Source organism: Burkholderia sp. AU30280, assembly GCF_020420125.1.
Lineage (GTDB): Bacteria > Pseudomonadota > Gammaproteobacteria > Burkholderiales > Burkholderiaceae > Burkholderia.
The window spans coordinates 343,994-369,916 of record NZ_JAIZRY010000002.1 but is presented as its reverse complement, the minus strand read 5'-3'; the positions used below and the strand labels follow the sequence as shown (position 1 = coordinate 369,916).

Below are 25,923 nucleotides of genomic sequence, written 5' to 3'. Positions count from 1 at the left end.
GTCAGAAACCACATGAATACTTCACCCGTTAGCCGCCCGCTGCGGCACCTGATTTCCGCGGCGGCCGCCGCGCTGATGCTGACCGGCGCACTGCACGCCGCGCGCGCACACGCCGCGACGCTCACGCTGTACAACGCGCAGCACGAACAGGTCGTCAACCAGCTCGTCAAGGACTTCGAAGCACAAAGCGGCATCACCGTGAAGGTGCGCTCGGGCGAGGGTCCCGCGCTTGCCGCGCAGCTCGTCGCGGAAGGCGATCGCACGCCGGCCGACGTGTACTTCACCGAGAACTCGCCGGAACTCGTGCTGCTCGACCGCAAGGGCCTGTTCGCGAAGACCGACGGCGCCACGCTGCAATCGGTGCCCGCGCGCTTCAATCCGGCGGACGGCAACTGGGTCGGCGTGCTCGCGCGCGAGAACGTGCTCGTCTACAACACCGCGAAAATCCAGCCGCAGCAACTGCCCGCATCGCTGCTCGATCTGGCGAAGCCCGAATGGAAGGGCAAGGTCGGCGTCGCGCCGAGCGATGCCGACTTCCTGCCGCTCGTGAGCGCGGTGCTCGCGCTGCACGGCGAAGCCGCGACGCTGCAATGGCTGAAGGGCCTGAAGGCCAACGCGCAGATCTTCGACGACGACGAAGGCGTGACGGCGGCCGTCAACCGCGGCGGCGTGCTGACCGGCATCATCAACAACTACTACTGGGACCGCCTGCACGCCGAGCTCGGCGACAAGTCGACCCGCAGCGCGATCTACCATTTCGGCAAGGGCGACGTCGGCGGCGCCGTCAACGTATCGGGCGCCGCGGTGCTGAAGGCATCGAAGCACCAGCCGGAAGCGCAGAAGTTCGTCGCGTATCTCGTCAGCGAGCGTGCGCAGAAACTGATGGCCGGCGGCCATATCAGCTTCGAGTATCCGCTGCATCCGGGCGTCGCTCCCGATCCGATCCTGAAGCCGTTCAACGAACTGAACCCGCCGGCGCTGACGTTCGAACAACTCGGCGACGACAGTCAGGCCGGCAAGCTGCTGCGCCAGGCAGGCCTGCTCTGACCATGAGCGACGCCGTGTCCCGCACGGCGAGCACCGCGCGCGACGGCGAGCGCACCGCGACACGGCGGCGCCCGTCGCGCGCGCTCGTTGCCGCAGCCGCGTGCGGGCCGCTCGCGATCCTGCTGCCGCTCGGCTTCACGCTGTACCGAGCGGCCACCTTCGGCATCGACGATGCGATCGAGCTGCTGTGGCGCCCGCTCGTCGGCGAACTGCTGGTCAACACGCTGTCGATCACGCTCGCCGCGACCCTCGCGTGCGCGCTGCTCGGCACGGCGCTCGCGTGGTTCATCGAGCGCACCGACCTGCCCGCCCGGCCGCTGTGGACCGCGCTCGCGGCCGCGCCCCTCGCGGTGCCGCCATTCATCACGAGCTACGCGTGGGTGTCGCTGAGCCTCGACCTGCAGGATTTCCTCGGCGCGCTGATCGTGCTGACTTCCGCGTACTTCCCGCTCGTCTACCTGCCGGTGGCCGCCGCGCTGCGCGAGCTCGACCCCGCGCTGGAGGAAAGCGCGCGCACGCTCGGCTGCTCGCCGTGGCATACCTTCTTTCGCGTCGTGCTGCCGCAGTTGCGCCCCGCGCTGTGCGGCGGGATGCTGCTCGTCGCGCTCGGCGTGCTGTCCGAGTTCGGCGCATTCCAGCTGCTGCGCTTTCGCACGTTCACGACCGAGATCTATGCGGAATACCGCACCGCGTTCGACGGCGGCGGCGCATCGCTGCTCGGCTGCGTGCTGATCGCGCTGTGCCTGCTGTGCCTCGCGATCGAGGCACGCGCTCGCGGCCATGCGCGCTACGGTCATACGCACCGCGCCGCGCGCCGCGTCGCGATGCGTTATCCGCTCGGCCCTCTGCGCGGCCCCGTCACCGTCGCGTTCGCCGCACTCGCAGCGGCGACGCTCGGCGTGCCGCTCGCGATGATCGGCTACTGGCTCACGCAACAGGGCGCGGCCGCCGTCACGCCGGCCGACGTGTCGCCCGAGCTGCTGTGGCAGGCCACGCTTGCGTCGTCCGGCTATGGCCTGATGGCGGCGGCCGTCACGACGCTGCTCGCGCTGCCGCTCGCGTTCCTGCTGGTCCGTTATCCGGGCCGCGTCGCGACACTCCTCGAGCGCACCGCGATGACCGTGCAGGGCGTGCCTGGCATCGTCGTCGCGCTGGCGATCGTGTCGATCACGGTGCGGCTGCTGCAGCCGCTCTACCAGAGCGCACCGGCGCTCGTCGCCGCCTACGCGATCCTGTTCCTGCCGCTCGCTGTCGTCAGCGTGCGCGCCGCGCTGTCGCACGTGCAGGTCCGGCTCGAGGAAACCGCGCGCTCGCTGGGCCTCGACTGGCGCGCGACGCTCACGCGCGTGGTGCTGCCGCTCGCGGCGCCCGGCCTCGGCGCGGCCGCGACGATGGTGTTCATCTCGGTCGTGACGGAACTCAACGCGACGCTGCTGCTGTCGCCGATCGGCACCCGCACGCTCGCGACGCAGGTGTGGAGCGATACGGCGACGCTTGCGTTCGCCGCCGCGGCACCCTATGCGGCGCTGCTCGTCGCGCTGTCGCTCGGCGCATCGGGACTGCTGTTCCTGCTGCTCGGCCGCGCGTCGGTGCGCGACTGAGCGCCGCCCTTTTTCCCCGGAACCGCCCATGAGCGAACTACGCATCCACGGCCTGTCGAAATCGTTCGGATCGCATACCGTCCTGCACGACATCGACCTCACGGTGCGACGCGGCTCGCGCCTCGCGCTGCTCGGCCCGTCCGGCAGCGGCAAGACCACCCTGCTGCGCGTGCTGTGCGGCTTCGAGCGCGCCGAGCGCGGCACCGTCGAAATCGATGGCCGCCGCGTGGCCGCGCCCGACGTGCACCTGCCGCCCGAACAGCGGCGGATCGGCTACGTGCCGCAGGAAGGCGCGCTGTTTCCGCATCTGTCGGTGGCCGACAACATCGCGTTCGGTCTGCCGCGCGCGGCGCGGCGGCGCCATCATCGCGTCGACGAACTGCTCGAGATGGTCGGGCTGCCCGCGTCGTATGCGAGCCGTGCGCCGCAGCAACTGTCCGGCGGACAGCAGCAGCGCGTCGCGCTGGCTCGCGCGCTCGCGCCCGAGCCGTCGCTCGTGATCCTCGACGAACCGTTCTCCGCGCTCGACACGTCGTTGCGCCACGAAACCCGCAGCGCGGTCGCGGATGCGCTCGCGGCAGCGGGCGCGACATCGGTGCTCGTCACGCACGACCAGCCCGAGGCGATGACGCTCGGCGACGAAGTGGCGGTGATGTGGCACGGTCGGCTCGTGCAGACGGCCGCACCGCAGACGCTGTACCGGCAGCCCGTCACGCGCGACGTCGCGTCGTTCGTCGGGCAGGCCGTGCTGCTCGCCGGTCACGTGCGCGGCACGCACATCGCCTGCGCGCTCGGTGAACTGCCGCTCGTCGCGCCGCTGCCGGACGGGCCGGCCGATGCGATGCTGCGTCCCGAGCAGATCGGCATCGTGCCCGTCACGCACGCCGACGCGGCGCGCGGCCATACGGCGCGCGTCGAAGCCGCACAGTTCGCGGGCCAGGACGCCGACGTGCTCGTGCGCCTCGATGCCGATCTCGATGGACTCGTGCGCGTACGCGTGCCGGGACACCGGTGCCCGGCCGTCGGCGAACGCGTCGCATTGGTGGTGGATGGCGCGGTGATGGCGTACGCGCGCTGAGCGGCGCGGCCCGCCGCTCAGCGCTTTTACTCGCGTTCACACGCGTTCAGGCATCGGCGCAGCCCGCATCCGGCAACGGCCGGAACGTCCGGCCCTCCGTCTCGACCGTCGCGCCCAGCAGCCGTGCGAGCCCCTTCGCACCTGCGCGCATCACGACGTCGTGGTTCCATCGGAACAGCGGGCGGCCGAGCGGCTCCAGCCGGTTCATCCAGCGCGCGTGCGTGCGGATGTGCCAGTCGTAGCGCACGATCGTACGTGCGCCGTCGGCAACGAACGACCAGCATCCGTCACCTTCGATCGCGCCGCTCGCGCGGCCTTCGAGCGCATGCGGCGGCTCGACGCGTCGCACGCGCATGTCGAAGGTCAGCCGGTACGGCAGCGCCCCCTTCCACGTGTACCGGTGCAGCGCGCCGACGCCGCGCGCATCGCCCGGCTCGATCTCGACGGTACGCACGGCACCCTTCCACCAGTCGGGCCAGCGATCGACCTGGTAGATCGCGTCCCACACCACCGCGAGCGGCGCGTCCACGCGCCAGATCGTCGAGAACCGGTATTCCGCCATGCAGCCTCCGGCATGCCCGTCAGGGGCATGAGTCAGCGCACCGTTCAGGGCGCGAAGAAGCGTTCGGGAAACGCGACGTCGATCTCGATGTCGTCGAGCGTCACGGTTTCGAGCGGCACGTCGTCATCGTCCGCGAAGCTGACGACCTTCAGCGGAAAGCCGTCCTCGGTATCCAGCCACAACCGGTAGCGATGCACGCCGTCGACCGCATGCGCAGGCGCGCCCGTGACCAACACGCGCAGCGCGGTCCGGCCGCCGACGGCCTCCTCGCCTTCGGTCACCGTCGCGCCGCCTTCCTGCAGCGCGTGGACGTTGCGCAGCAGTTCGCCGACGTCCGACCGGTCGACCCGGTGGCCACTGCGGTCGCGCACGAGCGGATTGGACGGCGACAGCGTCAGCGCGGGCGGCGCATGCGCGCCGAACGGGCGCAGCCGCACCTTGCCGTCGCCGGGATCGTACGCGAGCACCGCGCCGTGATGCGGCGACACGAAATCCATCCGGACGAAGCCCGGTTTCAGGTACGCGTAACGGATTTCCGTCCGTTCGCCGCTGCGCGCGGACGAGCGGATCGTCGCGCGGTACGAGCGGACGTGGTCGAAATGCGCCTGCGCAACGGTCACGGGATCGGCGGTCATGCTCGCTCCTATCAGGCTCGCGGCCAGCAACGCGGCGATCACGGCGCCGCCTCGACATCGATCACGCCTTCCACCCCGCGCTCGCGACGGCTCCTGAAAAATAGCAGCCGATGCGTGCAATAGTAGGCGAACCGGCCCGGCTGTGCCGGCATGAAGCGAAACGTCTTCGGCGTCGCGCCGAGTTCGGTGTGCACCGCGATGCCGGCCTGCGGCGCATCGATTTCGAAGCTGTGCGGCAGCAGGCCGGGCTCGGCCGACACGGTCAGCTCGACCGGCACGTGCGCATGCACGATCACGTGGTTCGGCCGGAAGAAATAGCTGCCGCCGACAGCGCGGGCGCGGCGCCCGGCAGCGGGAACAGCGCCTGCAGTGCATCGCGCTGCGTCCGGTAGTGCGACGAAAGAAAAGCCGCCCCCCCAAAAAGACAACGCGGCATGACATTCCTGTCATGCCGCGTTGCGCGACCCGTTGCGCACGGCGGCCAATCCGGCGCCGCCGTGCGTGTCCGGCCGGTTACCTCGGCAGTGCGCCCGTCAGCGACTGGAGCAGCGACGACACCGGTGCGAGCGGGTTGCCCGGCGCGCTGTTGCCCGAGTGCGGCGTGACCGACAGGCTCGGCGCGGAGCCGAGTGCCGTGCCCACCGTCGTGCCGACCGCGTTGACGACCGTTGCCGTCGCGTTGGCGCCCGTCGTCAGCAGCGAGCCGGCTGCACCCGCCGTGCCGCCGGCCGCGTTCGCGCCCGAGCCGAGCAGGCTGCCGCCCGCCGCTGCCGTCGAACCGGCCGCGCCCGACAGCGCGCCAGCCGCCTGCCCGAGGGCCACCGGACCATTCGCGAGTGCGCCCGTCACCGAACCGAGTGCACCGGTCAGTGCGCCGGCCGGGTTGCTGCCGCCCGTCAGGCCGCTCACGAGGTTCGTGATCGGTGCGATCGGGTTGTTGCCCGCTGCGCCCGACAACGTGCCGACGACCTGGTTCACGACGCCTTGCACCGGCGCCAGCGGGTTCGAGCCGCCGAGGTTGCCGAGCGTACCGACAACCTGGGTCACGACGCCCTGCACCGGTGCCAGCGGATTCGAGCCGCCAAGGTTGCCGAGTGCGCCCACGACGGAGCCGACCGCATTACCCAGTGCGTTCGTGGCCGTGCCGACCGCATTGCTGTTGCCGAGCGTGCCGACGACCTGGTTCACGACGCCTTGCACCGGCGCCAGCGGGTTCGAGCCGCCAAGGTTGCCGAGTGCGCCCGTCACCGAGCCGAGTGCGCCGGTCAGCGCGCCGGCTGCGTTGCCACCCGTCGGCAGCGCGTTCTGCAGGCCGTTGACGAGGTTCGTGATCGGCGTGATCGGGCTGCCGCCACCGGCGCCGGACAGCGTGCCGACCACCTGGTTCACGACGCCTTGCACCGGCGCCAGCGGATTCGAGCCGCCGAGTGCCCCCGTCACCGAGTTCAGCGCGTTCGTCAGCCCACCGGCCGGATCGTTGCCGAGCGTGCCCGCGAGTTGCGTGACGACGCCTTGCACCGGTGCGAGCGGGCTCCCCGCGCCGCCGACGTTGCCGAGCGTGCCCGTGATCGTGTTGACGGCATTGCTCAGCGCGCCGGCCGGGTTGCCGCTGCCGAGCGTACCCGTGACTTGGTCGACGACGTTCTGGATCGGCGCCAGCGGGTTCGAGCCGCCGCCGATGCCGCCCAGCGCGCCCGTCACCGTGCCGAGTGCGCCGGTCAACGCGCCAGCCGGGTTGCCACCGCCGAGCGCGCCGGTGACCTGATTCACGACGCCTTGGACCGGCGCCAGCGGGTTCGAGCCACCGCCGATGCCGCCCAGCGCGCCCGTCACCGTGCCGAGTGCGCCGGTCAGTGCGCCTGCCGGGTTGCCGCCACCGAGCGCGCCCGTGACCTGATTCACGACGCCTTGGACCGGTGCCAGCGGGTTCGAACCGCCGCCGATACCGCCCAACGCGCCCGTCACCGTACCGAGTGCGCCGGTCAGTGCGCCTGCCGGGTTGCCGCTACCAAGCGCGCCCGTGACCTGATTCACGACGCCTTGGACCGGCGCCAGCGGGTTCGAACCACCACCGATGCCGCCCAACGCGCCCGTCACCGTACCGAGTGCGCCGGTCAGTGCGCCTGCCGGATTGCCGCCACCAAGCGCGCCCGTCACTTGATTGACGACGCCTTGTACCGGCGCCAACGGGTTCGAGCCACCACCGATGCCGCCCAGTGCGCCCGTCACCGTGCCGAGTGCACCCGTCAACGCGCCAGCCGGGTTACCACCACCGAGCGCACCCGTGACCTGATTCACGACACCTTGTACGGGTGCCAGCGGATTCGAACCGCCGCCGATACCGCCAAGCGCGCCCGTTGCGGTACCGAGTGCATTGCTTAGCGTCCCGGTTGCCGTGTTCAGCGCACCAGTCAGCGCACCCGCCGGATTGCCGTCGCTCAGGGCGCCCGTCACTTGGTTCACGACGCCCTGCACCGGCGCCAGCGGATCCGCGCCGCCACCGATAGCGCCCAATGCGCCCAGTGCCCCCGTCACGTTGCCGATCGCACCGGTCACCGTGCCTGCCGGATTGCCCGCACCGAGTTCACCCGCCACCGTACCGAGTGCGCCCGTCAATGCACTAGCAGGGTTGCCGTTGTTGAGGGCCGTCGTGACTTGATTGACGACGCCTTGAACCGCCCCCAGCGGGTACGAACCACCGCCGATGCCACCCAGTGCGCCCGTCACCGTGCCGACTGCACCGGTCAACGCGCCCGCTGGGTTGCCACTACCAAGCGCGCCAGTCACCTGATTGACGACGCCTTGTACCGGCGCCAACGGGTTCGACCCACCGCCGATACCGCCCAGTGCGCCCGTCACCGTACCGACTGCACCCGTCAACGCGCCTGCCGGGTTGCCGCTACCGAGCGCGCCCGTCACTTGATTGACGACGCCTTGAACCGGCGCCAGCGGGTTCGAGCCACCGCCGATGCCGCCCAGTGCGCCCGTCACCGTGCCGAGTGCGCCGGTCAGTGCGCCTGCCGGGTTGCCGCCACCGAGCGCGCCCGTCACTTGATTCACGACACCTTGAACCGGCGCCAGCAGGTTCGAGCCACCGCCGATGCCACCCAGTGCGCCCGTCACCGTACCGACTGCACCCGTCAACGCGCCTGCCGGGTTGCCGCCACCGAGCGCACCCGTCACTTGATTGACGACACCTTGAACCGGCGCCAGCGGGTTCGAGCCGCCGCCGATACCGCCCAGTGCACCCGTCACCGTGCCGAGTGCGCCCGTCAATGCGCCGGCCGGGTTGCCGCCCCCCAACGCACCCGTTACTTGATTGACGACACCTTGAACCGGCGCCAGCGGGCTCGACCCGCCGCCGACACCACCCAGTGCCCCCGTTACCGTGCCAACCGCATTGCTCAGCGTCCCCGTCGCCGTATTCAGCGCACCGGTCAACGCACCCGCCGCGTTGCCGCCGCTCAGCGCGCCCGTCACCTGATTCAGCACGCCCTGGACCGGCGCGAGCGGCTGCACCGTGCCGCCGCCACCACCGAGTGCGCCCGTCACCGCCCCCACTGCGCCCGACAGTACCTGGCCGGGATCGCCAAGCGACGTCTGGATCGCGCCCGCCCCGCCTGCCGCCACGGTGACCGAGCCCAGCGGCGACGTACCCGTCGCGACCAAACCGACCGACACGCTGTTCGTCGGCGGGTTGACGATCACTTGCGGAATCGGCAGCGAATCAAGTGCCCCCGCCATCGCGGAACCCGAAGCCAGCACCCCGAACACCGTCGCGACCGACAGCGCCACACCCGTCAATTTCAGATTGTGTCCCATCTTTATTTTCCCCATCTCGGTTGGCACAACGTTGATAAAGCATGGGGACGGATTGCACGAAGTGTGCCAATTCAAAAAACAGGATTGATTCGTCTGCCTATTGGCGGGCAATAACGCTTTTTTAATCGATTTCAGACGAAATACACGGCCCGGACACCGCAATCATCTGACGAAAAAACGCCGACGGAGCGCGGATGTAACGTAACGTTTGCGAGCCCCGCGGTAACGTGTTCCGGTACATTCCGCGTAACACCGGAACACCCGCCACGACGGCATGCCGCACCGTCATCAGCGGCCGCCCATTACGCATTTCAGCAATATGAAAATGCATTGATAAATCGCTGATTTGCTTATTTTCTTTATTTCGCGATTATCTTTCCTGCCGATTACGCAGATGATTTCCGATCGCGCGATTTCCGGTCATTCGGATGGCAGATTGAAACATTGTGAAAACCGGCGCACGTGACGCAGCGCGCGCCGCCGGATCAGCTGAAGCGCGCGGGCCGGTACGGATGCGGATCGATATAAGTCGGCGCGCCCGTCATCATTTCGGCGAGCAGGCGCCCGGTCGCGGGGCCGAGCGTGAGCCCGTGATGACAATGGCCGAATGCGAACCACAGGTGGCGATGGCGAGGCGCGGGCCCGATCACCGGGCGCATGTCGGGCGTGCACGGCCGCATCCCGAGCCACGGCTCGGGATCGAGCCGCTCGCCGATGCCGAACGCAGCGCGCGCCAGCGGCTCGGCGCGCGCGAGCTGCACGCCGGTCGACGGTGCGCCGCGCAGCGCGATCTCGACGCCGGTCGTGAGCCGCAGGCGGCCGCCTTCCATCGGCGCGACGACGAAACCTGCCTCGGTATCGCACACGGGCACGTTCAACGGCGCGCGCGTCGGCCGGTAATGCATGTGGTAGCCGCGCTTCGCGCGCAGCGGAATCCGGTAGCCGAGCGGCGCGAAGACGTGATCGGACCACGGCCCGAGCGCAACCACGGCCGAGCGCGCCGAAATCGGCCCGTGTTCGGTGCCGACCTGCCAGCCGCCATCCACCTGCACGAGCGTCCTGGCATCGCCCAGCGCGAACCTGCCGCCGTCGCGCTCGAACAGCCGCGCGTAGGCCTTGGTCAGCCCGCCCGGGCTCGACACGGTCTTCGGGTCCTGCCAGTGGAATGCGCCGCAGAACGCGTCACTGATACCAGGCTCGCGTGCCCGCAACGCATGGGCGTCGAGCACGGTCATTCGCAGCCCGTGCGCGTCGGCCACGCGCTGCTGAGCGCGGGTTTCCGCATCGAACAGCGCGGGCGAACGGAACGCCTCGATCCACCCGCCGTCGTGCACGAGCGGCTGGGCATCGGTGCGCGCGAGCAGCGCGTCGTGCTCCACGACGCTCGCCGCGACGAGCGGCAGCAGGTCGCGCGCGGCGGCCGCGAGCCGCTGCGGCGACGATTCGCGCCAGAAGCGCGCGAGCCAGCCCGCATAGGCGGGCAGCGCGCGGTAGTCCCAGTAGAGATCGACCGAGCGGTTGCGCGCATAGCGCAGCAGCGTGCCGAGCCGGCGCGGAAACGCGTACGGCACGACCGACGAGCGCTCGATCAGCCCCGCATTGCCGTGGCTCGTTTCCTCGCCGGGCGCGCGCCGGTCGACGAGCGCGACGCGCAGCCCGCGATCCTGCAGATGCAGCGCCGACGACACGCCGACGATGCCGGCCCCCAGAACGATGACGTCGAAATCCATGGTTCCCCGTACTGCGTCGAGATTCGATGCGACACGCGCCGGCGCGGCGGCCGGCGCGCGGCGGTGATTACTTCGCGACGATGTCGCGCTTGAAGTACTTCCGCGACAGCGCGCTGAGCGTGCCGTCCTTCTTCAGCGCGTCGAGCGCGCCGACGATCCTCGCCTGCAGCGCCTTGTCGTTCTTGCGCATCCCGAAGCCCGTGCCCTCGCCGAGCGTCGCCGGATCCTTCAGCGGCTCGCCGACGATCTGATAGTCGCGGCCGGCCGGCTTGTCGAGGAAACCGTCCTGCGCGGTCTGCGCTTCCTGCACGGCCGCGTCGAGGCGCCCCGCGACGAGATCGGCGTAGATCTGGTCCTGATCCTGGTACGACACGACGGCCACGCCCGCATCGGCCCAGTGCGCCTTCAGGAAATCCTCCTGCGACGAGCCCTGCAGCACGCCGACGTGCTTGCCGCGCAGGCTCGCGACGTCGGGCCGCAGCGGCGAGCCGTGCTTCGCGATCATCACGATCGGCACCACGTAGATCGCCGGCGTGAAATCGATGCTCTGCCGGCGCTTCGACGTGATGTTCATCGCCGAGTCGATCGCGTCGAACTTGCGCGCCTGCAGCGCCGGGATCAGGCCGTCGAACGCATTCTCGACCCACACGCATTTCATGTTCAGCTTCGCGCACACCGCGTTGCCGATGTCGACGTCGAAACCCTGCAACTGGCCGGCCGGCGTCTTGCTCTCGAACGGCGGATAGGCGGCTTCGATCCCGAAGCGCAACGTGGTCTGTTCCGCATGGGCCGTGACGGCCGCGCAGGCAAGCGCCGCAGCGGCGCAAAGGGAGAGCTTCCAGTTCATGACGGTCCTTCCGTTCCGGATTGAGGCGATGAAGATCGGTACACGACGGCCCCGGCCGCGCGCCGGATCGGCATTCGAAGCAGGCGGCCGCCACGCGGCGACGCGTCGTGTCCTGCACGCGAAATATAGACTCAAAGTCTACTATAGACTATAGGGGATACGAGAATCGCGCCCGATACGCGACGTCAAAAAATTCGCCGCGTGCCAGAAATGGCCTTGATTTACCGGCATTTTTTCCGAACCCCGCGACGATACGAAGTCTCGAAAAGAAAAATTATCCCGATTCAGTTTGTCTATATTAGACTTTTCGTCCATCACAAACATTGCCGGGCACCGTCGATCGAGACTGTCCTGTCCGGCCCCGACCGGAGATGTCCGCATGACGCAAACCGCCCCGACCCTGCCGCTGACCGTCGACGAAGCCGCGGTGCGCGCGGCCCTGCCGTCGCTCGACGTGCTCGGCACGCTGCGCAGCATGTTCGCGTCGCTCGCCGAGGCGCGCGCGGTGCAGCCGCCGCAAACGCTCACGCTGTTTCCCGACCAGGCCGGCGACTTCATCACGTATCTCGGCGCGCTCGCCGACGCGCAGGTGTTCGGCGCGAAGCTGTCGCCGTATGTCGTGACGGGCGGCAAGCCCGACGGGAGACCGATCGTCACCGCGTGGACCACGCTGATGTCGATGTGCACGGGGCAACCGCTGATGTGGTGCGACGCGGGCCTGCTGACCGTCGAGCGCACGGCTGGCACGACCGCACTCGCGGTCGACTGCCTCGCGCCGCGCGACGCGCGCCGTCTCGCGATCGTCGGCGCGGGCGCGGTCGGCCTCGCGCACCTGCGGCACACGGCGGGATTGCGCGACTGGGAGACGATCCGCGTGTACTCGCCCGCGCTCGCCGGCGACGCGGCGCAACAGGCGACGCTCGCGCAGCGCGATCCGCGCGCACGGGCCGCGGCGAGCGTCGAAGCCTGCGTGCGCGACGCGGACGTGGTGATGCTGTGCACGTCGTCGGGCACGCCCGTGCTCGGCGACGGGATACTCACGCGCCCCGCGCTCGTCACGTCGATCAGCACGAACGTCGCGCGCGCACACGAGATCCCGCCCGCCTGGCTGCCCGACATGGACGTGTACTGCGACTACCGGCACACGACGCCCACGAGCGCCGGCGAGATGCAGATCGCCGCGGCCGAGCACGGCTGGGCCCCTGCGCGGATCGTCGGCGACCTGCCCGCGCTCGTCGCCGGCACCTGTCCGGCTCCGTCGTACGCGCGTCACGCCTTCTTCCGTTCGATCGGCCTCGGGCTCGAGGACATTGCGATCGCGCACGCGCTGTACACGCACCTGACGCGCGTATGAGCGTCACGCGCGCGCGGGGCCGATACAATGGCGCAACCGCCGCGGCGGCCGCGCGCGGGCGCACGGGCATGCCGGCCACCGGTGCGCCGGCGCGCCGGCCCGATGCGCCGCCCGGCCCCCGCCCACCCGAGATGGCGAACCCGATGCGCAAGAAGAAATCCCCCGTCAAAGACCTGCTGCTCACCCGCTATGCGCCGATCGCCGACGGTATCGCCGCACTGTTCTTCCCGTACGCGGAAGTCGTGATCCACGACCTGCACGACCAGACCGTGCTGTATCTCGCGAACAACCTGTCGAAGCGCGAGGTCGGCGACGATTCCGCGCTCGAGGAAATCGATCATTCGGCGCGCGAGCGCGTGATCGGCCCGTACGAGAAACTGAACTGGGACGGCCGGCGGATGCGTTGCGTGAGTAACGTGCTGTTCGACGACGAAGGCCGCCCGGCCGGGATGATGTGCATCAACTTCAACATCGCGGTGTTCGACGAGGTGCGCGCGACGCTCGACCTGTTCATCAAGGGCGCGGGCGTCGTCGCGCAGCCGGACGAACTGTTCCGCGACGACTGGCAGGAGCGCATCAACACGTTCCTGCACGGCTGGCTGCGCGAGCGGCAGGTCGGGCTGAACGGGCTCACGCGCGAGCACCGGCGCGAGCTCGTCGAAGCGCTTTACGCGGAAGGCGCGTTTCGTGGCAAGAGCGCGGCGAACTACGTTGCGAACGTGCTCGGGATGGGACGCGCGACCGTCTACAAGCACCTCAAGCACCTGAAGGAAACGCAGGGTGACGCGTAAGCGGTAAGCGGCGTGCCCCCGCGGACCGGTTCGCCGGACCCTTTCGCCGCGTCCGGCATCGGCAATCGCTATCGGTCCGTGCCGTCCGTGTCTATGCTTCGTGATACATCGGGCGCGGGCCCGTTCCGCCAGGGTCCGGCCAAGACCAAGCGTCGATGCATAAAGTGATATAGTCCCGGTTACACTTTTTGCTGCCCGGAATCGCCCATGACGACCGCTCCCGCCCCGACTGCCCGCCCGACCCTCGCCGTCGAGATCTGGTCCGACCTGATCTGCCCGTGGTGCTGGATCGGCAAGCGCCGCTTCGACGAAGCGCTCGCCGCGTTCGCGCACGCCGACCGCGTCGACGTCGCGCTGCGCGCGTACCGGCTGATGCCCGGCCAGCCCGTCGAGCCGGTCGAGGCGATGCTCGCCGGCAAATACCGGATGTCGCCCGCGCAGGTCGACCAGATGCTGCGCCAGGTGACCGACGCGGCCGCGAGCGTCGGGCTGCGCTACGACCTGCCCGGCACGCTCGTCGGCGATACGCTCGACGGCCACCGGCTCGTGAAGCTCGCGGAATCGACCGGCCGCGCGCACGCACTGACCGAGCGGCTGTACCGCGCGTATTTCTGCGAGCATGGCTCGCTGTTCGATCACGCCGAGCTGACCGAATTCGCGGTCGAAGCGGGGCTCGAGCGCTCGGCCGTCGAAGCCGTGCTGCGCAGTGACTTGTACCGCGACGAAGTCGAAGCCGACGCCGCGCGCGCCGCGCAGATCGGCGGCCGTGGCGTGCCGCTGTTCGTGTTCGGCGGCCGCTACGCGGTGTCGGGCGCGCAACCGGCCGACGCGTTCGCGCAGGCGCTCGACCAGGCGTGGCGCGACGGCATCGTCGAACTCGACGGCAGCGACGCGGCCGCCTGCGGTCCTGACGGCTGCGAACTGCCGGCGCGCTCGTAACGCGCGCCGCATCCATCACGCGCGTGCCGACCGTACGCGCGACGACGCTTCGCTACTGCCACAAACCGGCAGGAAACCCGCGCGGACGAGGTCTACAATGCATCCCTTCGAATCACCATCAGAAGGCTGCAAGCCCATGACCCACGGGATTCACGGCGAGAAGCGCTGGTACGCGCTGATCGTGCTCTGCCTCGGCGTGCTGATGATCGTGCTCGACAGCACGATCGTGAACGTGGCGCTGCCGTCGATCAGCACCGACCTCCACTTCACCGAAACGGCCCTCGTATGGGTCGTCAATGCGTACCTGCTGACGTTCGGCGGCTGCCTGCTGCTCGGCGGCCGGCTCGGCGACCTGTACGGCCAGCGCCGCATGTTCCTCGCCGGCCTCGTCGTGTTCACGCTCGCGTCGCTCGCGTGCGGCCTCGCGCCATCGCAGACGATGCTGATTGCCGCGCGCGCGGTGCAGGGGCTCGGCGGTGCGGTCGTGTCGGCCGTTTCGCTGTCGCTGATCATGAACCTGTTTACCGAGCCCGGCGAGCGCGCGCGTGCGATGGGCGTCTACGGCTTCGTCTGCGCGGGCGGCGGCAGCATCGGCGTGCTGCTCGGCGGCCTGCTGACAAGCTCGCTGTCGTGGCACTGGATCTTCCTCGTCAACCTGCCGATCGGCATCGCGGTCTATGCGATGTGCGTCGCGCTGCTGCCGCGCGTGCGCGCGCCGGCCGGCCCCGCGCGGCTCGACGTCGCGGGCGCGGTCACCGTGACGGCGTCGCTGATGCTGGCCGTCTACGGGATCGTCGGCGGCAACGAAGCCGGCTGGCTGTCGACACAGACCGTCGCGCTGATCGGCGCGGCCGTCGCGTTGCTCGCGCTGTTCATCACGATCGAGGCGCGCGCCGCGCACCCGCTGATGCCGCTCTCGCTGTTCGCCTCGCGCAACGTCGCGCTCGCGAACGTGATCGCCGTGCTGTGGGCGGCCGCGATGTTCGCGTGGTTTTTCCTGTCCGCGCTGTACATGCAGCGTGTGCTCGGCTACGGGCCGTTGCAGGTTGGCCTCGCGTTCCTGCCGGCGAACCTGATCATGGCCGCGTTCTCGCTCGGACTGTCCGCGCGGATCGTGCTGCGCTTCGGGATCCGCGGCCCGATCGCGGCCGGCCTGCTGATCGCGGCCTGCGGCCTCGCGCTGTTCTCGCGTGCCCCGGCGGACGGCGGCTTCGTCTGGCACGTGCTGCCCGGCATGACGCTGCTCGGCATCGGTGCGGGTATCGCGTTCAACCCGGTGCTGCTCGCCGCGATGAACGACGTCGATCCGGCCGATTCCGGGCTCGCGTCGGGGATCGTCAACACCGCGTTCATGATGGGCGGGGCGCTCGGCCTGGCCGTGCTCGCGAGCCTCGCGGCCGCCCGCACCGACGCGCTCGCGGCAGCGAGCGCCGCGCCGCTCGACGCACTGAACGGCGGCTACCATGCGGCCTTCGCGTTCGGCGCGGCGTTCGCCGCCGCGGCCGCGCTGATCGGCCTTGCGCTGCGCATCCGGCGGCTGGATGCGGTTGAAGGCGTCGGCCCCGCGATGCACTGACGGGCAGCCGGCGGCGTCCACCGCCACCGTCGAACCGGGGCGCGCACCGTCGCGCCCTTTTTTACGCGTGCCGGGCCGGCACGCGCGCCCGTTCCATCAGGCGTGTCGGCCCGATCGCCGCGAGGAGGCCTGCTACCCCGCCCCGCTCCGCTCAAACGCCTGTTTTACGTCAGGCCGGCCGCCGGCCGCACGGGCCTTCGCGGCCGATTTTTAACGCAGTCGTACATCCACCCGCCACATTTGCGACAATGGCGGACTTTGACGCGCGCGCAGCGGCCGCGCGCCGCCGCCGAACGCCGCATAACCGCCTGCTTCCGATGTCGCTTCCCCATATCGATCTGCTGTACTCGTTGTCCGGCCTGTTCGTCGGCATCCTCGTCGGCCTGACGGGCGTTGGCGGTGGTTCGTTGATGACGCCGATCCTCGTGCTGCTGTTCGGCGTCCACCCCGCAACGGCGGTCGGTACCGACCTGCTGTACGCGGCCGCGACCAAGGCCACCGGTACGCTCGTCCACGGCCTGAAGGGTTCGATCGACTGGCGCATCACGGGCCGGCTCGCGGCGGGCAGCGTCCCGGCCGCGGCCGTCACGCTGTGGTGGCTGCATACGCACGGGATGAACGCGCCGGGCACCGCGCGCATGATCCAGCTCGTGCTCGGCGTCGCGCTGCTGCTCACGTCGCTCGCGCTGATCTTCCGGCCGCAGCTCGCCGCGTTCGCCGCGCGCAACCCGCTCGCACCGAGTCCCGCGCGCACGCTGTGGTCGACCGTGCTGACAGGCGCCGTGCTCGGCGTGCTCGTGTCGATGACGTCGGTCGGCGCCGGCGCGATCGGCGTGACCGTGCTCCTGCTGCTGTATCCGGCGCTCGCGACCACCCGCATCGTCGGCTCCGACATCGCGCACGCGGTGCCGCTCACGCTCGTCGCGGGCATGGGCCACTGGCTGCTCGGCTCGGTCGACTGGTCGATGCTGCTGTCGCTGCTGCTCGGCTCGCTGCCCGGCATCGTGCTCGGCAGCCTGTTGTCGGCGCGCGCGCCCGAGCGGCTGCTGCGCAACCTGCTCGCCGCGACGCTCGTCGCGGTCGGCATCCGGCTCGTGCTCGCGTAACACGCGACGCGAACGCCGCGTCCTCGACGGTTTGACGCCATTTCGCTGCCGGCGCATGACGCGCCGGCGCATCGCCCGCCACTCATGAAAACAGCCCGACCGGCCTGCGCCGATCGGGCTGTCGTTCATCCGGGGCGGCGCAAGCCGCCCACGGCGCTTACTGCCCCTGCTGCTGCAACTTCTGCTGCTTGAGCTGCTGCGTGCGCATCTGCAGCTTCAGCACGCGCTGCAGCGCAGTGCGATTGGCCAGGATGCCGTCGTAGAAGTTGGCGAGATCGCCCTTCAGCGCGGTCCGCGACGCGTCGTTCAGGTAGATCATGTGGCCCGACGGGTAGTTCTTGATCGTCAGGTTCTGCGCCTTGAGCGTCGGGTCGAGCGGCATCTGCGCGAGCGTCAGCTCCGTCTGGTGGAACGGCGTGACGGCGTCGAAATAGCCGTTTGCCGACAACACCTTCAGGTCCGGGTTCACGCTCATCGTCGACGCCAGGTCGCCGGCCGTGTACAGCGTATTGCCGCCGCCCTTGTTCGCGCCGGTCGGGTCCGTGTGGCTGAAGTCCCAGTTGTTGAAGACCTGGTCGTTCAGGTCCACGAACGACGACGTCGACGTGTACTTGAGGTCGGTGTTGATGTAGCTGTTCCACAGCACCGTGTACGCGCCGCCGACGTTCGTGATCGACGGATCGTTGCTGCCCGAGTTCGGCAGGATGTACGGCGCGATGCCCTTGCCCGTGAAGTTCGCGCGACCGTCATACTGGCCGATCTGCGTACCCGGCACGAGCGTCAGGAAGAACGTGTACGGCGGGTTGTCGTCCGACGACGGCACGTTGCCGAGCGCCGCCGGGTTGCCGAAGGTCTGGATCAGCGACGTCGGATCCGTGCCGATGTACGAACCCATCTGCTGCGCGGTCTGCAGGTTCAGGTTCAGACGCACGTTCACGAAACCGCCGTCCTGCGGGTTCGGCTTCTGCGCCAGCGGCGCGAGCGTGTTGTCCGCGTAATTGCGGGCCTGGACCATGTACGCGTCGAGATCGGTCGGCGTCGGGTTGAGCGTCGTCTTCTTCCAGTAGAACGCATCGGCCGCGAGCGTCGGGAACGTGCCCGGCGCGGACAGCGCATTCGCGTAGTCGAGGATCGACGACTGCAGCGTGATCCCGTTGAGGTCGATGCCGTCCTCATGCAGCACCCACGACACGACCGCGCTGCGCGCGGTGCCGTACGACTCGCCGTACAGGAACTTCGGCGAATTCCAGCGCGAGTACTTGGTCAGGTAGCGCTGGATGAAGCGGTCGATCGAGCGGGCGTCCTGGTCGGTGCCCCAGAAGTCCTTGTTCTTCGCCGGGGCGATCGCCGCCGAATAACCGGTGCCGACCGGGTTGATGAACACGAGGTCGGTGCGGTCGAGCAGGCTGTCCGGGTTGTCGAGCAGCTTGTACGGCGCGGGCGGCGTGAAGTTCGGGAACGACGACTGCAGGCGCTTCGGCCCGTACGAGCCGAGCAGCAGGTAGACCGACGACGAGCCGGGGCCGCCGTTGTAGAAGAACGTGACCGGGCGCGGCTTCGACGGGTCCGGATTGTCCTGCGTGTACGCGACGTAGAACATCTTCGCGTTCGGCGCCGACGTGGTCGGGTCGATCGTCGTCAGGTGGCCCGTGGTGGCCGTGTACTTGATGGTCTTGCCGCCGATCGTGACCGTACGGTGCACGACGGCTGCCCCTTCCGTGGCATCCGTGACCGCGTCGTTCGGCCCGGTGCCGTACACGTCGGTATCGACGTACGGCTGGTCGGCCGCCGCGGCCGTGGTACTGGTGTTGGCCGACGTGCTGGCGCCGGCCGATGTCGCGGCCGCGGCTGCGGCCGAAGCGGCGGGGCTCGACCCGTCGTCGCCGCCGCACCCCGTGACGAGCAGCGCTGCAGCCGCGGCTGCAGCGAGCGGCACGCTCAGTGTCGTTCCGAATAGCGCGAAACCGTCTTTCAAGGACTTCCGTGTCGTCATTATTGCCTCTCGAACAGAACGATAAATTCCGCCGGCCGCAAAGGATCATTTGCGCCGACGCTCCGCACCAGGAATGCATTCGTTATGCGACGCACTCCGAGTTTTTTACCGAATCGGCGAATACCGATCGGCATGATTTACCCCACCCATATTTTTTTGCGACCGCACAATGGAATCAATTCCATTGCAAACGACAATTCAATAATCCGCAGCCAGACGAATTCATTGCGCGAATTTGCATATGCACAAAATCGACGGCAAAAACATGCCCCGCCAGGCCCGCCCGACCAGGGCGCCTCGCTTCGAACAGACGAACAATCCCCCTCGGCGAGATGCCGATTAATCGCAAAACGACGATCAATCGCGACTCGAGCCGATTTAATAAAATCGAAAGGATCGATTAACTAAACGGAAAGGAATATCTCGTATCTGGAATTTATTAAATTAAGTGAAAATACCGGCGCATATTAGGGTCCTGATTTACCGCCGTAAAGTAATAATTTGTTACAGCGCTCGCCATTCGGAAAGAAGGCGCCACGGGACCGATTCCACGGCGCCCAAAAGAAAAAGCCGGACGACTGTCCGGCTTCGTGAGCGCGGCGCGGCGGGTGCCGTCAGAGCGGCACGTCGATCGCGCCGGCGCCGACGGTGATCGCGTTCGCGCCCGGCGCGGCCGAGATCGACGGCAGGTTCGCGCTCGTCAGCGCGGGCGCGGCGCCCGGCGTGCCGCCGCGCGGCACCGTTCGGATCACCTGCGACGGCGGCAACGGCGCGCCGTTCTTCAGATGCTTCCACATCAGGTTCAGCGCCTGCAGGTTGTAGTAGTGAACCGGCACGAAGCGCGTGTCGAAGCCCGGCACCGGCAGGAACGCGTCGAAGTGCTGGCCGTTCGTCACCTCGTAGAACACGAGCTGGCTGCGTCCGCCTTCGCTGATGCCATTCTGCGCGACGTACGCGCGCGAAGCGTGGTTCACGGGCACGAGCGCGTCGCTGCGGCCCTGCACGATGATCGCCGGCTTGCCCTGCAGGTTCGCGTTCACGCGCACCGCGTCGACGTTCGCGGGCATTCCGAGCATCCCGTTCGTCCAGAGCTGGCGCAGGCACAGCGCACCCGCAAAGCTCGCATCGGGCGTCGCGAGCCGGTGGTCGACACCCGCGCCCGTGTTGAACACGAGGTCGATGCCGGCCGTCGGGGGCACGCCGTTGCCGACGCCGAACACGGCCGGCATCGGCGACGTGGCGGGCGCGGCCACGGCACCCGTCGCCGGGTTCGTCGTCGCGAAGCTGAAATTGCACAGGTTGTCGGTCACGCGCGAGCGCGTGTACGCGTTCGCATAGGTCACCGCGATCGCCGGAATCGCCTGCGAATCCCACATCGGCGCCTGCAGCAGGTCGGAATCGGCGAGGTAGCCGGCCGCGTGAAGCTGCGCGAGCGCGTCGGCGGCCTGGCTTTGCGTATCGGCGCCCGACACGAGCCCGGCCGCGGCGAGCGTCGCGCAGCGCTGGGTGCGGATCGACTGCGTGGTCGCCGCCGGCAGCGCACTCAGGTACGGCGCGCCGGCGAGCGACGCCGATGCCGCCGCGCACGGCTCCAGCAGGTTCGCGAGCGTCGCGTAGTCGGCCAGCGGCCGGCCGAACGACGGCACCGGCTGGCCGCCCGAGCGCACGACCGCGTTCGGCGCCATCCGCACGTTGATCTGCGGCTCGCCGACCACGACCGCGGTGATCCAGCCGCGGTTGTCCTGCTCGGCCGCCGCGAGCGACGCGCCGCCGCCGTTGCTGACCGACGCGGCGATCGTCGTGATGTCGCCCACGTGATAGCGCACGCCGCGATGCGAGCCGTCGATCAGCGGTCCGAACTGCTCGTTGAGCGCCCAGTACGCGAACTCGACCGACTGCAGCGTCACGCGCCCCCAGTCCTGCTCGGGATTCTGCTGCGAATGCGCGTGCTTGAATGCGTAGCGGTTCGGGAAGCGGGCATTGAACGTGGCGAGATCGCCGCTGGTGACGTTCGCGGTGAACAGGCTCGCGGTGCCGGCCAGCACCGCGTTGGCGAGCGTGCCGTCGATCAGCGTGATGGTGTCCGACATGAGTTCGTGCGCGCCGTTGCCGCCGCCCTTGTCGTTGTATGCGACCGCGCAGCCGCGCTTGAGCGCCCATTCGCCGGCCGCGGAAATCGCGCCGTACACGCCGCGCGAGCCGGACGACGTCGCGGTGACGATGCACGGCTGCGCGGGATCGAAGCTGGCGGGCACCTGCACGAGCAGCGTGACGTTCTTGCTGCCGCTGCCATCGTCGGAATACGCGAGATATTCGGTGCCGGGGATCTTGCCTTCGCCGAGCGTGTCGTTGCCGTCGAGGTCGACGTTCGGCCCCCAGAAGCGACCGTAGCCGCCGTTCGCGCTCATGTCGACGAGCGCGCGGTAGTTCGACCAGATCGCGAGACGGCGCAGCTCGGCGCTCGTCGGCCGGGCGGCATTCGCAAAGCCGGGGGCGCTCGCCGAGCCGAGGCCCGTCTTGCCGAGGCCGGCCGTCAGCAGGTCGTCGCTCGTGCCGTCATAGGCCGTCGTGCGCACGTTGCCGGACACGAAACCGGGCAACCGGTTGCGCTCGGCCGACTCGTCGCCATTGCAGGCGCCGAGTATCGCGACCGCGGCCAGCGCCGCGCCGAAAACCATCCGCCTGCCCCACCCGAGCCTCGTCATCGCCGCCCTCTCGATATCGTTATCGGTCCGCCACCGCTTCGTGCGGCTTGCGGCCTCTCAAGCGCAAACGGGCCCCGGCGTACCGGGGCCCGCCTGAAAACGGGCGCATGCGGCGCTCACGCGCCGCTGCCCGGCATCACTGCTGCTGAACCGTCAGCTTGTTCGTGACCGACGTCACGCCCTTCACGCCCTTGGCTGCAGCTTCGGCCTTGTCGATCTGATCCTGGGCCGGCATCGTGCCTTCCAGCGTGATCGCGCCACCCTTCGAGCGCACGACGAGGTTCGACACGTTCACGCCGGATTCCTTCGAAATCGCCTTGCGCACCGCGTAGCCGAGCTTGCGGTTCGCCTTCTTCGCGGTTTTCGCGGCGGCCTTCGGCGCGCTGGTCGCGGCCGCGGGCGCTTCCATTGCCGCGGCATCGCTCGACTGCGCATACACGCTGCCCGACAGACAGGCCGCCACGGCGGCGACGCCCAACGCTCTCAACACGATCGACTTCATGCTATCTCCTTATCACTCCGGAACGGCCGTGCACAGTACGGCCGAATACCCCCAAAAACAGCCGGCCCGCGCGCGAACGGGCGGGACAGCCGGTGTTTTCCACGGCGATACGAGAGAGGCAAGGCGGCCTGGCGGCCGGCGCACGCGAAAGCGGGCCGGCCGGGCCGGACAGCCGCCGGCCGGACGCGCCCGGTCTGATTGCGTGCCGGGTCGCGCGCAAATCGGGCGCGGCTGCGTCGCACAATGTAATCCAGCGCCCGCGGAAGCGCAAAGTTTTTGACGCGGGGCCGCCCGCCGCTGTCGCCGCAGGGCCGCGCCGGGCCGCCCCACTCGCGCACGCACGGCGAAACCGGGTACCATCGCCGCGAGCATCGGCATCGTCCATGACAACCGTCCGGCCGTCGCCGATACGTCACGCCAGCGTCATCCGCCGCCCCCATGAAGCCAGTCCGCCATCGCCCGCCCCGCCGCATCCTCGCCCGCTTCGTCGCGGTGTCGTGGCGCGACCTCGCGCTGTCGATCGGCCCCACCGTGCTGCTCGCGGTCGCGGCCGTCTGGCTCGCGGTCAAGCTGATCCAGCCGGCACCGCCGTCCACGCTCGTGATCTCGGCCGGGCCGCCCGGCAGCACATACTGGAACGCCGCGCAGAAATACAAGACGATCCTCGCGAAGAACGGCGTCACGCTCGACGTCCAGTCGTCCGAAGGGTCCGCCCAGAACCTCGCGCGGCTGTCGAACCCGAACGCGCCGGTCGACGTCGGCTTCGTGCAGAGCGGCATCGGCCCGAAGGAGCGCGACGAACACCTCGTGTCGCTCGGCAGCATCGGCTACGTGCCGCTCGCGATCATGTATCGCGGCCCGGTCGTCGCGCGCCTGTCCGACTTCAAGGGCAAGCGGCTCGCGCTCGGCGCGGAAGGCAGCGGCGCGCGCGAGCTGAGCCTCGCGCTGCTGAAGATGAACGGCATCGTGCCGGGCGGCTCGACCGAACTGCTGCCGACCGCCGGCGAGGACGCGGCCACCGCGCTGCTCGACGGCAAGATCGACGCGGCCTTCCTGTCCGGCGACTCGACGCAGATCCCGGTGATGGCGAAGCTGTTCCGCGCGCCGGGCGTGCACGTGTATTCGTTCACGCAGGCCGAGGCGTACGCGCGGCGCTTTCCGTACCTGACCGCGATCACGCTGCCGATGGGGGTCTACGATCTCGGCCGCAACCTGCCGCCGGCCGACATCCACACGGTTGCACCGACCATCGAACTCGTCGCGCGCGATTCGCTGCACCCCGCGCTGTCCGACCTGCTGATCGAGGCCGCGCGCGAGGTGCACGGCCACGCGACGATCCTGCAGCACGCGGGCGAATTCCCGTCGTCCGTCACCCGCGGGTTCCCGCTGTCCGACGATGCCGCGCGCTACTACAAATCAGGCAAGACCTTCCTGTACCGGCGGCTGCCGTTCTGGGTCGCGAGCCTCGTCGACCGGCTGCTCGTCGTGGTCGTGCCGCTGATCGTCGTGCTGATCCCCGGGCTGCGGCTCGTGCCGTCGCTGTATGGCTGGCGCGTGCGTTCGCGCATCTACCGCTGGTACGGCGCGCTGATCGCGCTCGAGCGCAGCGCGCTCGGCGAGCACACGGCCGAGGAACGCGTGCAGTTGCTCGACGAGCTCGACGACATCGAGGAAGCCGTGAACCGGATGAAGATGCCGCTGGCCTATGCCGGGCAGTTCTACGTGCTGCGCGAGCACATCGGCTTCGTGCGCGAACGGCTCACCGCGCACGACCAGGACACGCCGGCGGCCCCACCTGGCACCGGCGGCCAGCCGCAGGCACGCGCCGACGCGGCACCGACACCGGCCGGCGATCCCCCCCGGGCGACTCCCGGTTCCGCGTGAGCGGACGATCCGCGATCATTGCCGCATGCGCGCGCCGCCGCGTAACATGAAGGCCGCCGCCAGGCGCCGCACGCCCCACCCTCTGGAGATCGTCATGACAACCGGCCTCGACACCGCCCAGCCTGCCTGGTTCTTCGACTTCGTGTCGCCGTTCTCCTATCTGCTCCTCGAACAGCACGACAAGTGGCCGGACGTGCCATTCGAGCCCATCGCCGTATCGCTGCTCGACCTGCAGCGCCACTGGGGGCAACGCCCTAGCGCGGACGTGCCGGCCAAGCGCGTGTTCACGTACCGTCACGCGCTGTTTCGCGCGGAGCAGCTCGGCATCCGCTTCAAGATGCCGCCCGCGCACCCGTTCGATTCCGACAAGGTGTTGCGCCTCGCGATCGCGCTGCGCGCCGATATCGCGACGGTGCTGGAGATGTACCGCTTCATCTGGCGCGACGGCAACGATCCGTCGACGCCGGAAGGTTTCGCGGCGCTGTGCGAGCGCGTCGGCGTCGGCCATGGCGACGAGCTGATCGAATTCGAGGAGACCACCGCGCAACTGGCCCGCAACAACGCCGACGCGATCGCGCTCGGTGTGTTCGGCGTGCCGACGTTCTGGATGAACCAGCAGCTGTTCTGGGGCGAAGACGCGCTGCCGATGGTGCTGTATTGCGCGCGCACGCCGAACTGGCTCGAATCGCGCGAAGTCAAGCGGATCAGCACGCTGCCGAAGGGCCGTGTGTGATGGCCGGTATCACGCACGCCGGCGCGCGGCTGCGGTAAGGTTACGCCTCACCCGAATCCCCCCGACGATGGAAGACGACGACCGTACCGCCTCGCTCGATATCTGGCTCGTGCGCGTGTTGCGCACGCTGCTGCTCGAGCGCAGCGTCACGCAGGCCGCGCTGCGGCTGAACCAGACCCAGCCCGCGATCAGCACGGCGCTGCGCAAGCTGCGCGAGACGCTGAACGACCCGATCCTCGTGCGCGGCAAATCCGGAATGGTGCCGACCGAATACGGCGCGTCGCTGCTCGAGGCCGCGCAGCGCGCGCTGCGCGAGGTCGACTTCATCGCGACGCCGCACGGCGACTTCGATCCGTCGTCCGCACGGCGCACGTTCCGCGTCGCCGCCCCCGATTACCTGAACGATTTCTTCATGCCGACGCTGATCGAGCGCTTTCGCGACGCGGCGCCGCATGCCCATCTGGAAATCGATTCGCTGAATCCCGCACTCGATCACGCGGGCGCGCTCGAATCGGGCGCGCTCGATCTCGTGATCGGCAACTGGCCGAAGCCCGATCCGCAGTTCGCGCGCCAGGACCTGTTCTCCGACACGATCGTGTGCCTGATGCGCGATGCGCACCCGCTCGCACGCGTGCCGCTCACGCGCGAAGCGTACGCGTCGGCCGCGCACGTCGCCCCGACGCCGTACACCGGCGACAAGCGCAATGCGATCGAGATCGGCCTGGCGCGCGCGCGCCTCACACGGCGCATCGTGACGACCCTGCCGTACTTCGGGATCGTGCCGCAGGTGCTGCTGCAGTCGGACCTGATCTTCACGACGACGCGCCGCTTCGCGACGCACTATGCGCAGTTGCTGCCGCTCGTGGTCGTCGCGCCGCCCGTGCCGTTCCCGCGCATCAAGAGCTATCTGCTCACGCATCCGCAGCCCGACCGCCCGACCGACATCGCGTGGCTGTGCGCGCTGATGCAGAGCGTGTCCGACGAGTTGACGGTCCCCCGCAGCCGCAAGCGCTGAGCC

The 25,923-nt window shown here is 69.2% G+C and carries 20 protein-coding genes; 11 read left to right on the top strand and 9 right to left on the bottom strand.

From position 1 onward, the window contains the following. Positions 1–12 precede the first annotated feature (12 nt). Genes LGN17_RS05745 through LGN17_RS05735 form a run of 3 tightly spaced genes read left to right on the top strand, consistent with a single transcriptional unit; the run spans position 13 to position 3,726 of the window. Positions 13–1,047, top strand: a complete 1,035-nt coding sequence (locus LGN17_RS05745) for an iron ABC transporter substrate-binding protein (RefSeq protein ID WP_226195498.1) — start codon at positions 13–15, stop codon at positions 1,045–1,047. Positions 1,048–1,049: 2 nt separating this feature from the next. Continuing rightward, on the top strand, positions 1,050–2,648 hold the full coding sequence (locus LGN17_RS05740; RefSeq protein WP_226195497.1) for an ABC transporter permease: 1,599 nt from the start codon (positions 1,050–1,052) through the stop codon (positions 2,646–2,648). Positions 2,649–2,676: 28 nt separating this feature from the next. Next, positions 2,677–3,726, top strand: a complete 1,050-nt coding sequence (locus LGN17_RS05735) for an ABC transporter ATP-binding protein (RefSeq protein WP_226195496.1) — start codon at positions 2,677–2,679, stop codon at positions 3,724–3,726. A 46-nt stretch (positions 3,727–3,772) separates the two neighbouring features. On the opposite strand, the gene LGN17_RS05730 is transcribed toward LGN17_RS05735, so the two are convergent. The 6 genes from LGN17_RS05730 to LGN17_RS05705 all read right to left on the bottom strand — a co-directional run bounded on the left by LGN17_RS05730 (position 3,773) and on the right by LGN17_RS05705 (position 11,322). Beyond that, entirely contained in the window at positions 3,773–4,288 is a 516-nt protein-coding gene (locus LGN17_RS05730; protein ID WP_226195495.1) for an SRPBCC family protein, read from the bottom strand. A 44-nt stretch (positions 4,289–4,332) separates the two neighbouring features. Then, positions 4,333–4,965, bottom strand: a complete 633-nt coding sequence (locus tag LGN17_RS05725) for a LolA family protein (protein WP_226195494.1) — start codon at positions 4,963–4,965, stop codon at positions 4,333–4,335. Continuing rightward, positions 4,962–5,351: a quinol oxidase gene (locus LGN17_RS05720; RefSeq protein WP_413227004.1), complete on the bottom strand. Its 390-nt coding sequence runs from the start codon at positions 5,349–5,351 to the stop codon at positions 4,962–4,964. The genes LGN17_RS05725 and LGN17_RS05720 overlap by 4 nt, the downstream gene beginning before the upstream one ends. Before the next feature lie 85 nt (positions 5,352–5,436). Continuing rightward, positions 5,437–8,745, bottom strand: coding sequence for a beta strand repeat-containing protein (locus LGN17_RS05715; protein WP_226195493.1), 3,309 nt, complete (start codon positions 8,743–8,745; stop codon positions 5,437–5,439). Between the two features lie 485 nt (positions 8,746–9,230). After that, positions 9,231–10,475, bottom strand: coding sequence for an NAD(P)/FAD-dependent oxidoreductase (locus LGN17_RS05710; protein ID WP_226195492.1), 1,245 nt, complete (start codon positions 10,473–10,475; stop codon positions 9,231–9,233). A 67-nt stretch (positions 10,476–10,542) separates the two neighbouring features. Then, positions 10,543–11,322, bottom strand: coding sequence for an ABC transporter substrate-binding protein (locus LGN17_RS05705; protein WP_226195491.1), 780 nt, complete (start codon positions 11,320–11,322; stop codon positions 10,543–10,545). 379 nt (positions 11,323–11,701) lie between these two features. Here LGN17_RS05705 and LGN17_RS05700 point away from each other — a divergent pair, with 379 nt between their 5' ends. From LGN17_RS05700 to LGN17_RS05680, 5 genes are all read left to right on the top strand, one after another. After that, a complete protein-coding gene (locus LGN17_RS05700; RefSeq protein ID WP_226195490.1) occupies positions 11,702–12,676 on the top strand; it encodes an ornithine cyclodeaminase family protein in 975 nt (324 codons plus the stop codon). Further along, positions 12,673–13,467: a transcriptional regulator gene (locus LGN17_RS05695; protein WP_319000808.1), complete on the top strand. Its 795-nt coding sequence runs from the start codon at positions 12,673–12,675 to the stop codon at positions 13,465–13,467. Before LGN17_RS05700 ends, LGN17_RS05695 begins: the two co-directional genes overlap by 4 nt. Before the next feature lie 207 nt (positions 13,468–13,674). Then, positions 13,675–14,406: a DsbA family oxidoreductase gene (locus LGN17_RS05690; protein WP_226195489.1), complete on the top strand. Its 732-nt coding sequence runs from the start codon at positions 13,675–13,677 to the stop codon at positions 14,404–14,406. Between the two features lie 136 nt (positions 14,407–14,542). Next, positions 14,543–15,982 (top strand): DHA2 family efflux MFS transporter permease subunit, encoded by a 1,440-nt coding sequence (locus LGN17_RS05685; protein ID WP_226195488.1) that lies wholly within the window; start codon positions 14,543–14,545, stop codon positions 15,980–15,982. Between the two features lie 317 nt (positions 15,983–16,299). Further along, positions 16,300–17,088, top strand: a complete 789-nt coding sequence (locus LGN17_RS05680) for a sulfite exporter TauE/SafE family protein (protein ID WP_226195487.1) — start codon at positions 16,300–16,302, stop codon at positions 17,086–17,088. A 157-nt stretch (positions 17,089–17,245) separates the two neighbouring features. Here LGN17_RS05680 and LGN17_RS05675 read toward each other — a convergent pair whose 3' ends face one another. The 3 genes from LGN17_RS05675 to LGN17_RS05665 form a co-directional block, all read right to left on the bottom strand. Beyond that, positions 17,246–19,081 (bottom strand): S10 family peptidase, encoded by a 1,836-nt coding sequence (locus LGN17_RS05675; RefSeq protein ID WP_226195486.1) that lies wholly within the window; start codon positions 19,079–19,081, stop codon positions 17,246–17,248. Positions 19,082–19,695: 614 nt separating this feature from the next. Next, complete coding sequence (locus LGN17_RS05670) at positions 19,696–21,786, bottom strand: D-(-)-3-hydroxybutyrate oligomer hydrolase (protein ID WP_226195485.1); 2,091 nt, start codon at positions 21,784–21,786, stop codon at positions 19,696–19,698. A 136-nt stretch (positions 21,787–21,922) separates the two neighbouring features. After that, entirely contained in the window at positions 21,923–22,288 is a 366-nt protein-coding gene (locus tag LGN17_RS05665; RefSeq protein ID WP_175957974.1) for a BON domain-containing protein, read from the bottom strand. A gap of 438 nt (positions 22,289–22,726) precedes the next feature. On the opposite strand from LGN17_RS05665, the gene LGN17_RS05660 reads away from it, so the two are divergent. The 3 genes from LGN17_RS05660 to LGN17_RS05650 all read left to right on the top strand — a co-directional run bounded on the left by LGN17_RS05660 (position 22,727) and on the right by LGN17_RS05650 (position 25,920). Then, on the top strand, positions 22,727–24,172 hold the full coding sequence (locus LGN17_RS05660; RefSeq protein ID WP_226195484.1) for a TAXI family TRAP transporter solute-binding subunit: 1,446 nt from the start codon (positions 22,727–22,729) through the stop codon (positions 24,170–24,172). A 94-nt stretch (positions 24,173–24,266) separates the two neighbouring features. After that, a complete protein-coding gene (locus LGN17_RS05655) occupies positions 24,267–24,905 on the top strand; it encodes a DsbA family protein (RefSeq protein WP_226195483.1) in 639 nt (212 codons plus the stop codon). Between the two features lie 67 nt (positions 24,906–24,972). Next, positions 24,973–25,920 carry a LysR family transcriptional regulator gene (locus LGN17_RS05650; RefSeq protein WP_226195482.1) on the top strand — a complete coding sequence of 316 codons (948 nt, stop codon included), beginning with the start codon at positions 24,973–24,975 and terminating at the stop codon, positions 25,918–25,920. Positions 25,921–25,923: the final 3 nt, after the last annotated feature.

Bases quoted from the DNA above. Each gene is read 5' to 3' on its own strand.
- LGN17_RS05745 (WP_226195498.1), top strand. From the start codon at position 13: ATGAATACTTCACCCGTTAGCCGCCCGCTGCGGCACCTGATTTCCGCG.
- LGN17_RS05740 (WP_226195497.1), top strand. From the start codon at position 1,050: ATGAGCGACGCCGTGTCCCGCACGGCGAGCACCGCGCGCGACGGCGAG.
- LGN17_RS05735 (WP_226195496.1), top strand. From the start codon at position 2,677: ATGAGCGAACTACGCATCCACGGCCTGTCGAAATCGTTCGGATCGCAT.
- LGN17_RS05730 (WP_226195495.1), bottom strand. From the start codon at position 4,288: ATGGCGGAATACCGGTTCTCGACGATCTGGCGCGTGGACGCGCCGCTC.
- LGN17_RS05715 (WP_226195493.1), bottom strand. From the start codon at position 8,745: ATGGGACACAATCTGAAATTGACGGGTGTGGCGCTGTCGGTCGCGACG.
- LGN17_RS05710 (WP_226195492.1), bottom strand. From the start codon at position 10,475: ATGGATTTCGACGTCATCGTTCTGGGGGCCGGCATCGTCGGCGTGTCG.
- LGN17_RS05705 (WP_226195491.1), bottom strand. From the start codon at position 11,322: ATGAACTGGAAGCTCTCCCTTTGCGCCGCTGCGGCGCTTGCCTGCGCG.
- LGN17_RS05700 (WP_226195490.1), top strand. From the start codon at position 11,702: ATGACGCAAACCGCCCCGACCCTGCCGCTGACCGTCGACGAAGCCGCG.
- LGN17_RS05695 (WP_319000808.1), top strand. From the start codon at position 12,673: ATGAGCGTCACGCGCGCGCGGGGCCGATACAATGGCGCAACCGCCGCG.
- LGN17_RS05690 (WP_226195489.1), top strand. From the start codon at position 13,675: ATGACGACCGCTCCCGCCCCGACTGCCCGCCCGACCCTCGCCGTCGAG.
- LGN17_RS05685 (WP_226195488.1), top strand. From the start codon at position 14,543: ATGACCCACGGGATTCACGGCGAGAAGCGCTGGTACGCGCTGATCGTG.
- LGN17_RS05680 (WP_226195487.1), top strand. From the start codon at position 16,300: ATGTCGCTTCCCCATATCGATCTGCTGTACTCGTTGTCCGGCCTGTTC.
- LGN17_RS05675 (WP_226195486.1), bottom strand. From the start codon at position 19,081: ATGACGACACGGAAGTCCTTGAAAGACGGTTTCGCGCTATTCGGAACG.
- LGN17_RS05670 (WP_226195485.1), bottom strand. From the start codon at position 21,786: ATGACGAGGCTCGGGTGGGGCAGGCGGATGGTTTTCGGCGCGGCGCTG.
- LGN17_RS05665 (WP_175957974.1), bottom strand. From the start codon at position 22,288: ATGAAGTCGATCGTGTTGAGAGCGTTGGGCGTCGCCGCCGTGGCGGCC.
- LGN17_RS05660 (WP_226195484.1), top strand. From the start codon at position 22,727: ATGAAGCCAGTCCGCCATCGCCCGCCCCGCCGCATCCTCGCCCGCTTC.
- LGN17_RS05655 (WP_226195483.1), top strand. From the start codon at position 24,267: ATGACAACCGGCCTCGACACCGCCCAGCCTGCCTGGTTCTTCGACTTC.
- LGN17_RS05650 (WP_226195482.1), top strand. From the start codon at position 24,973: ATGGAAGACGACGACCGTACCGCCTCGCTCGATATCTGGCTCGTGCGC.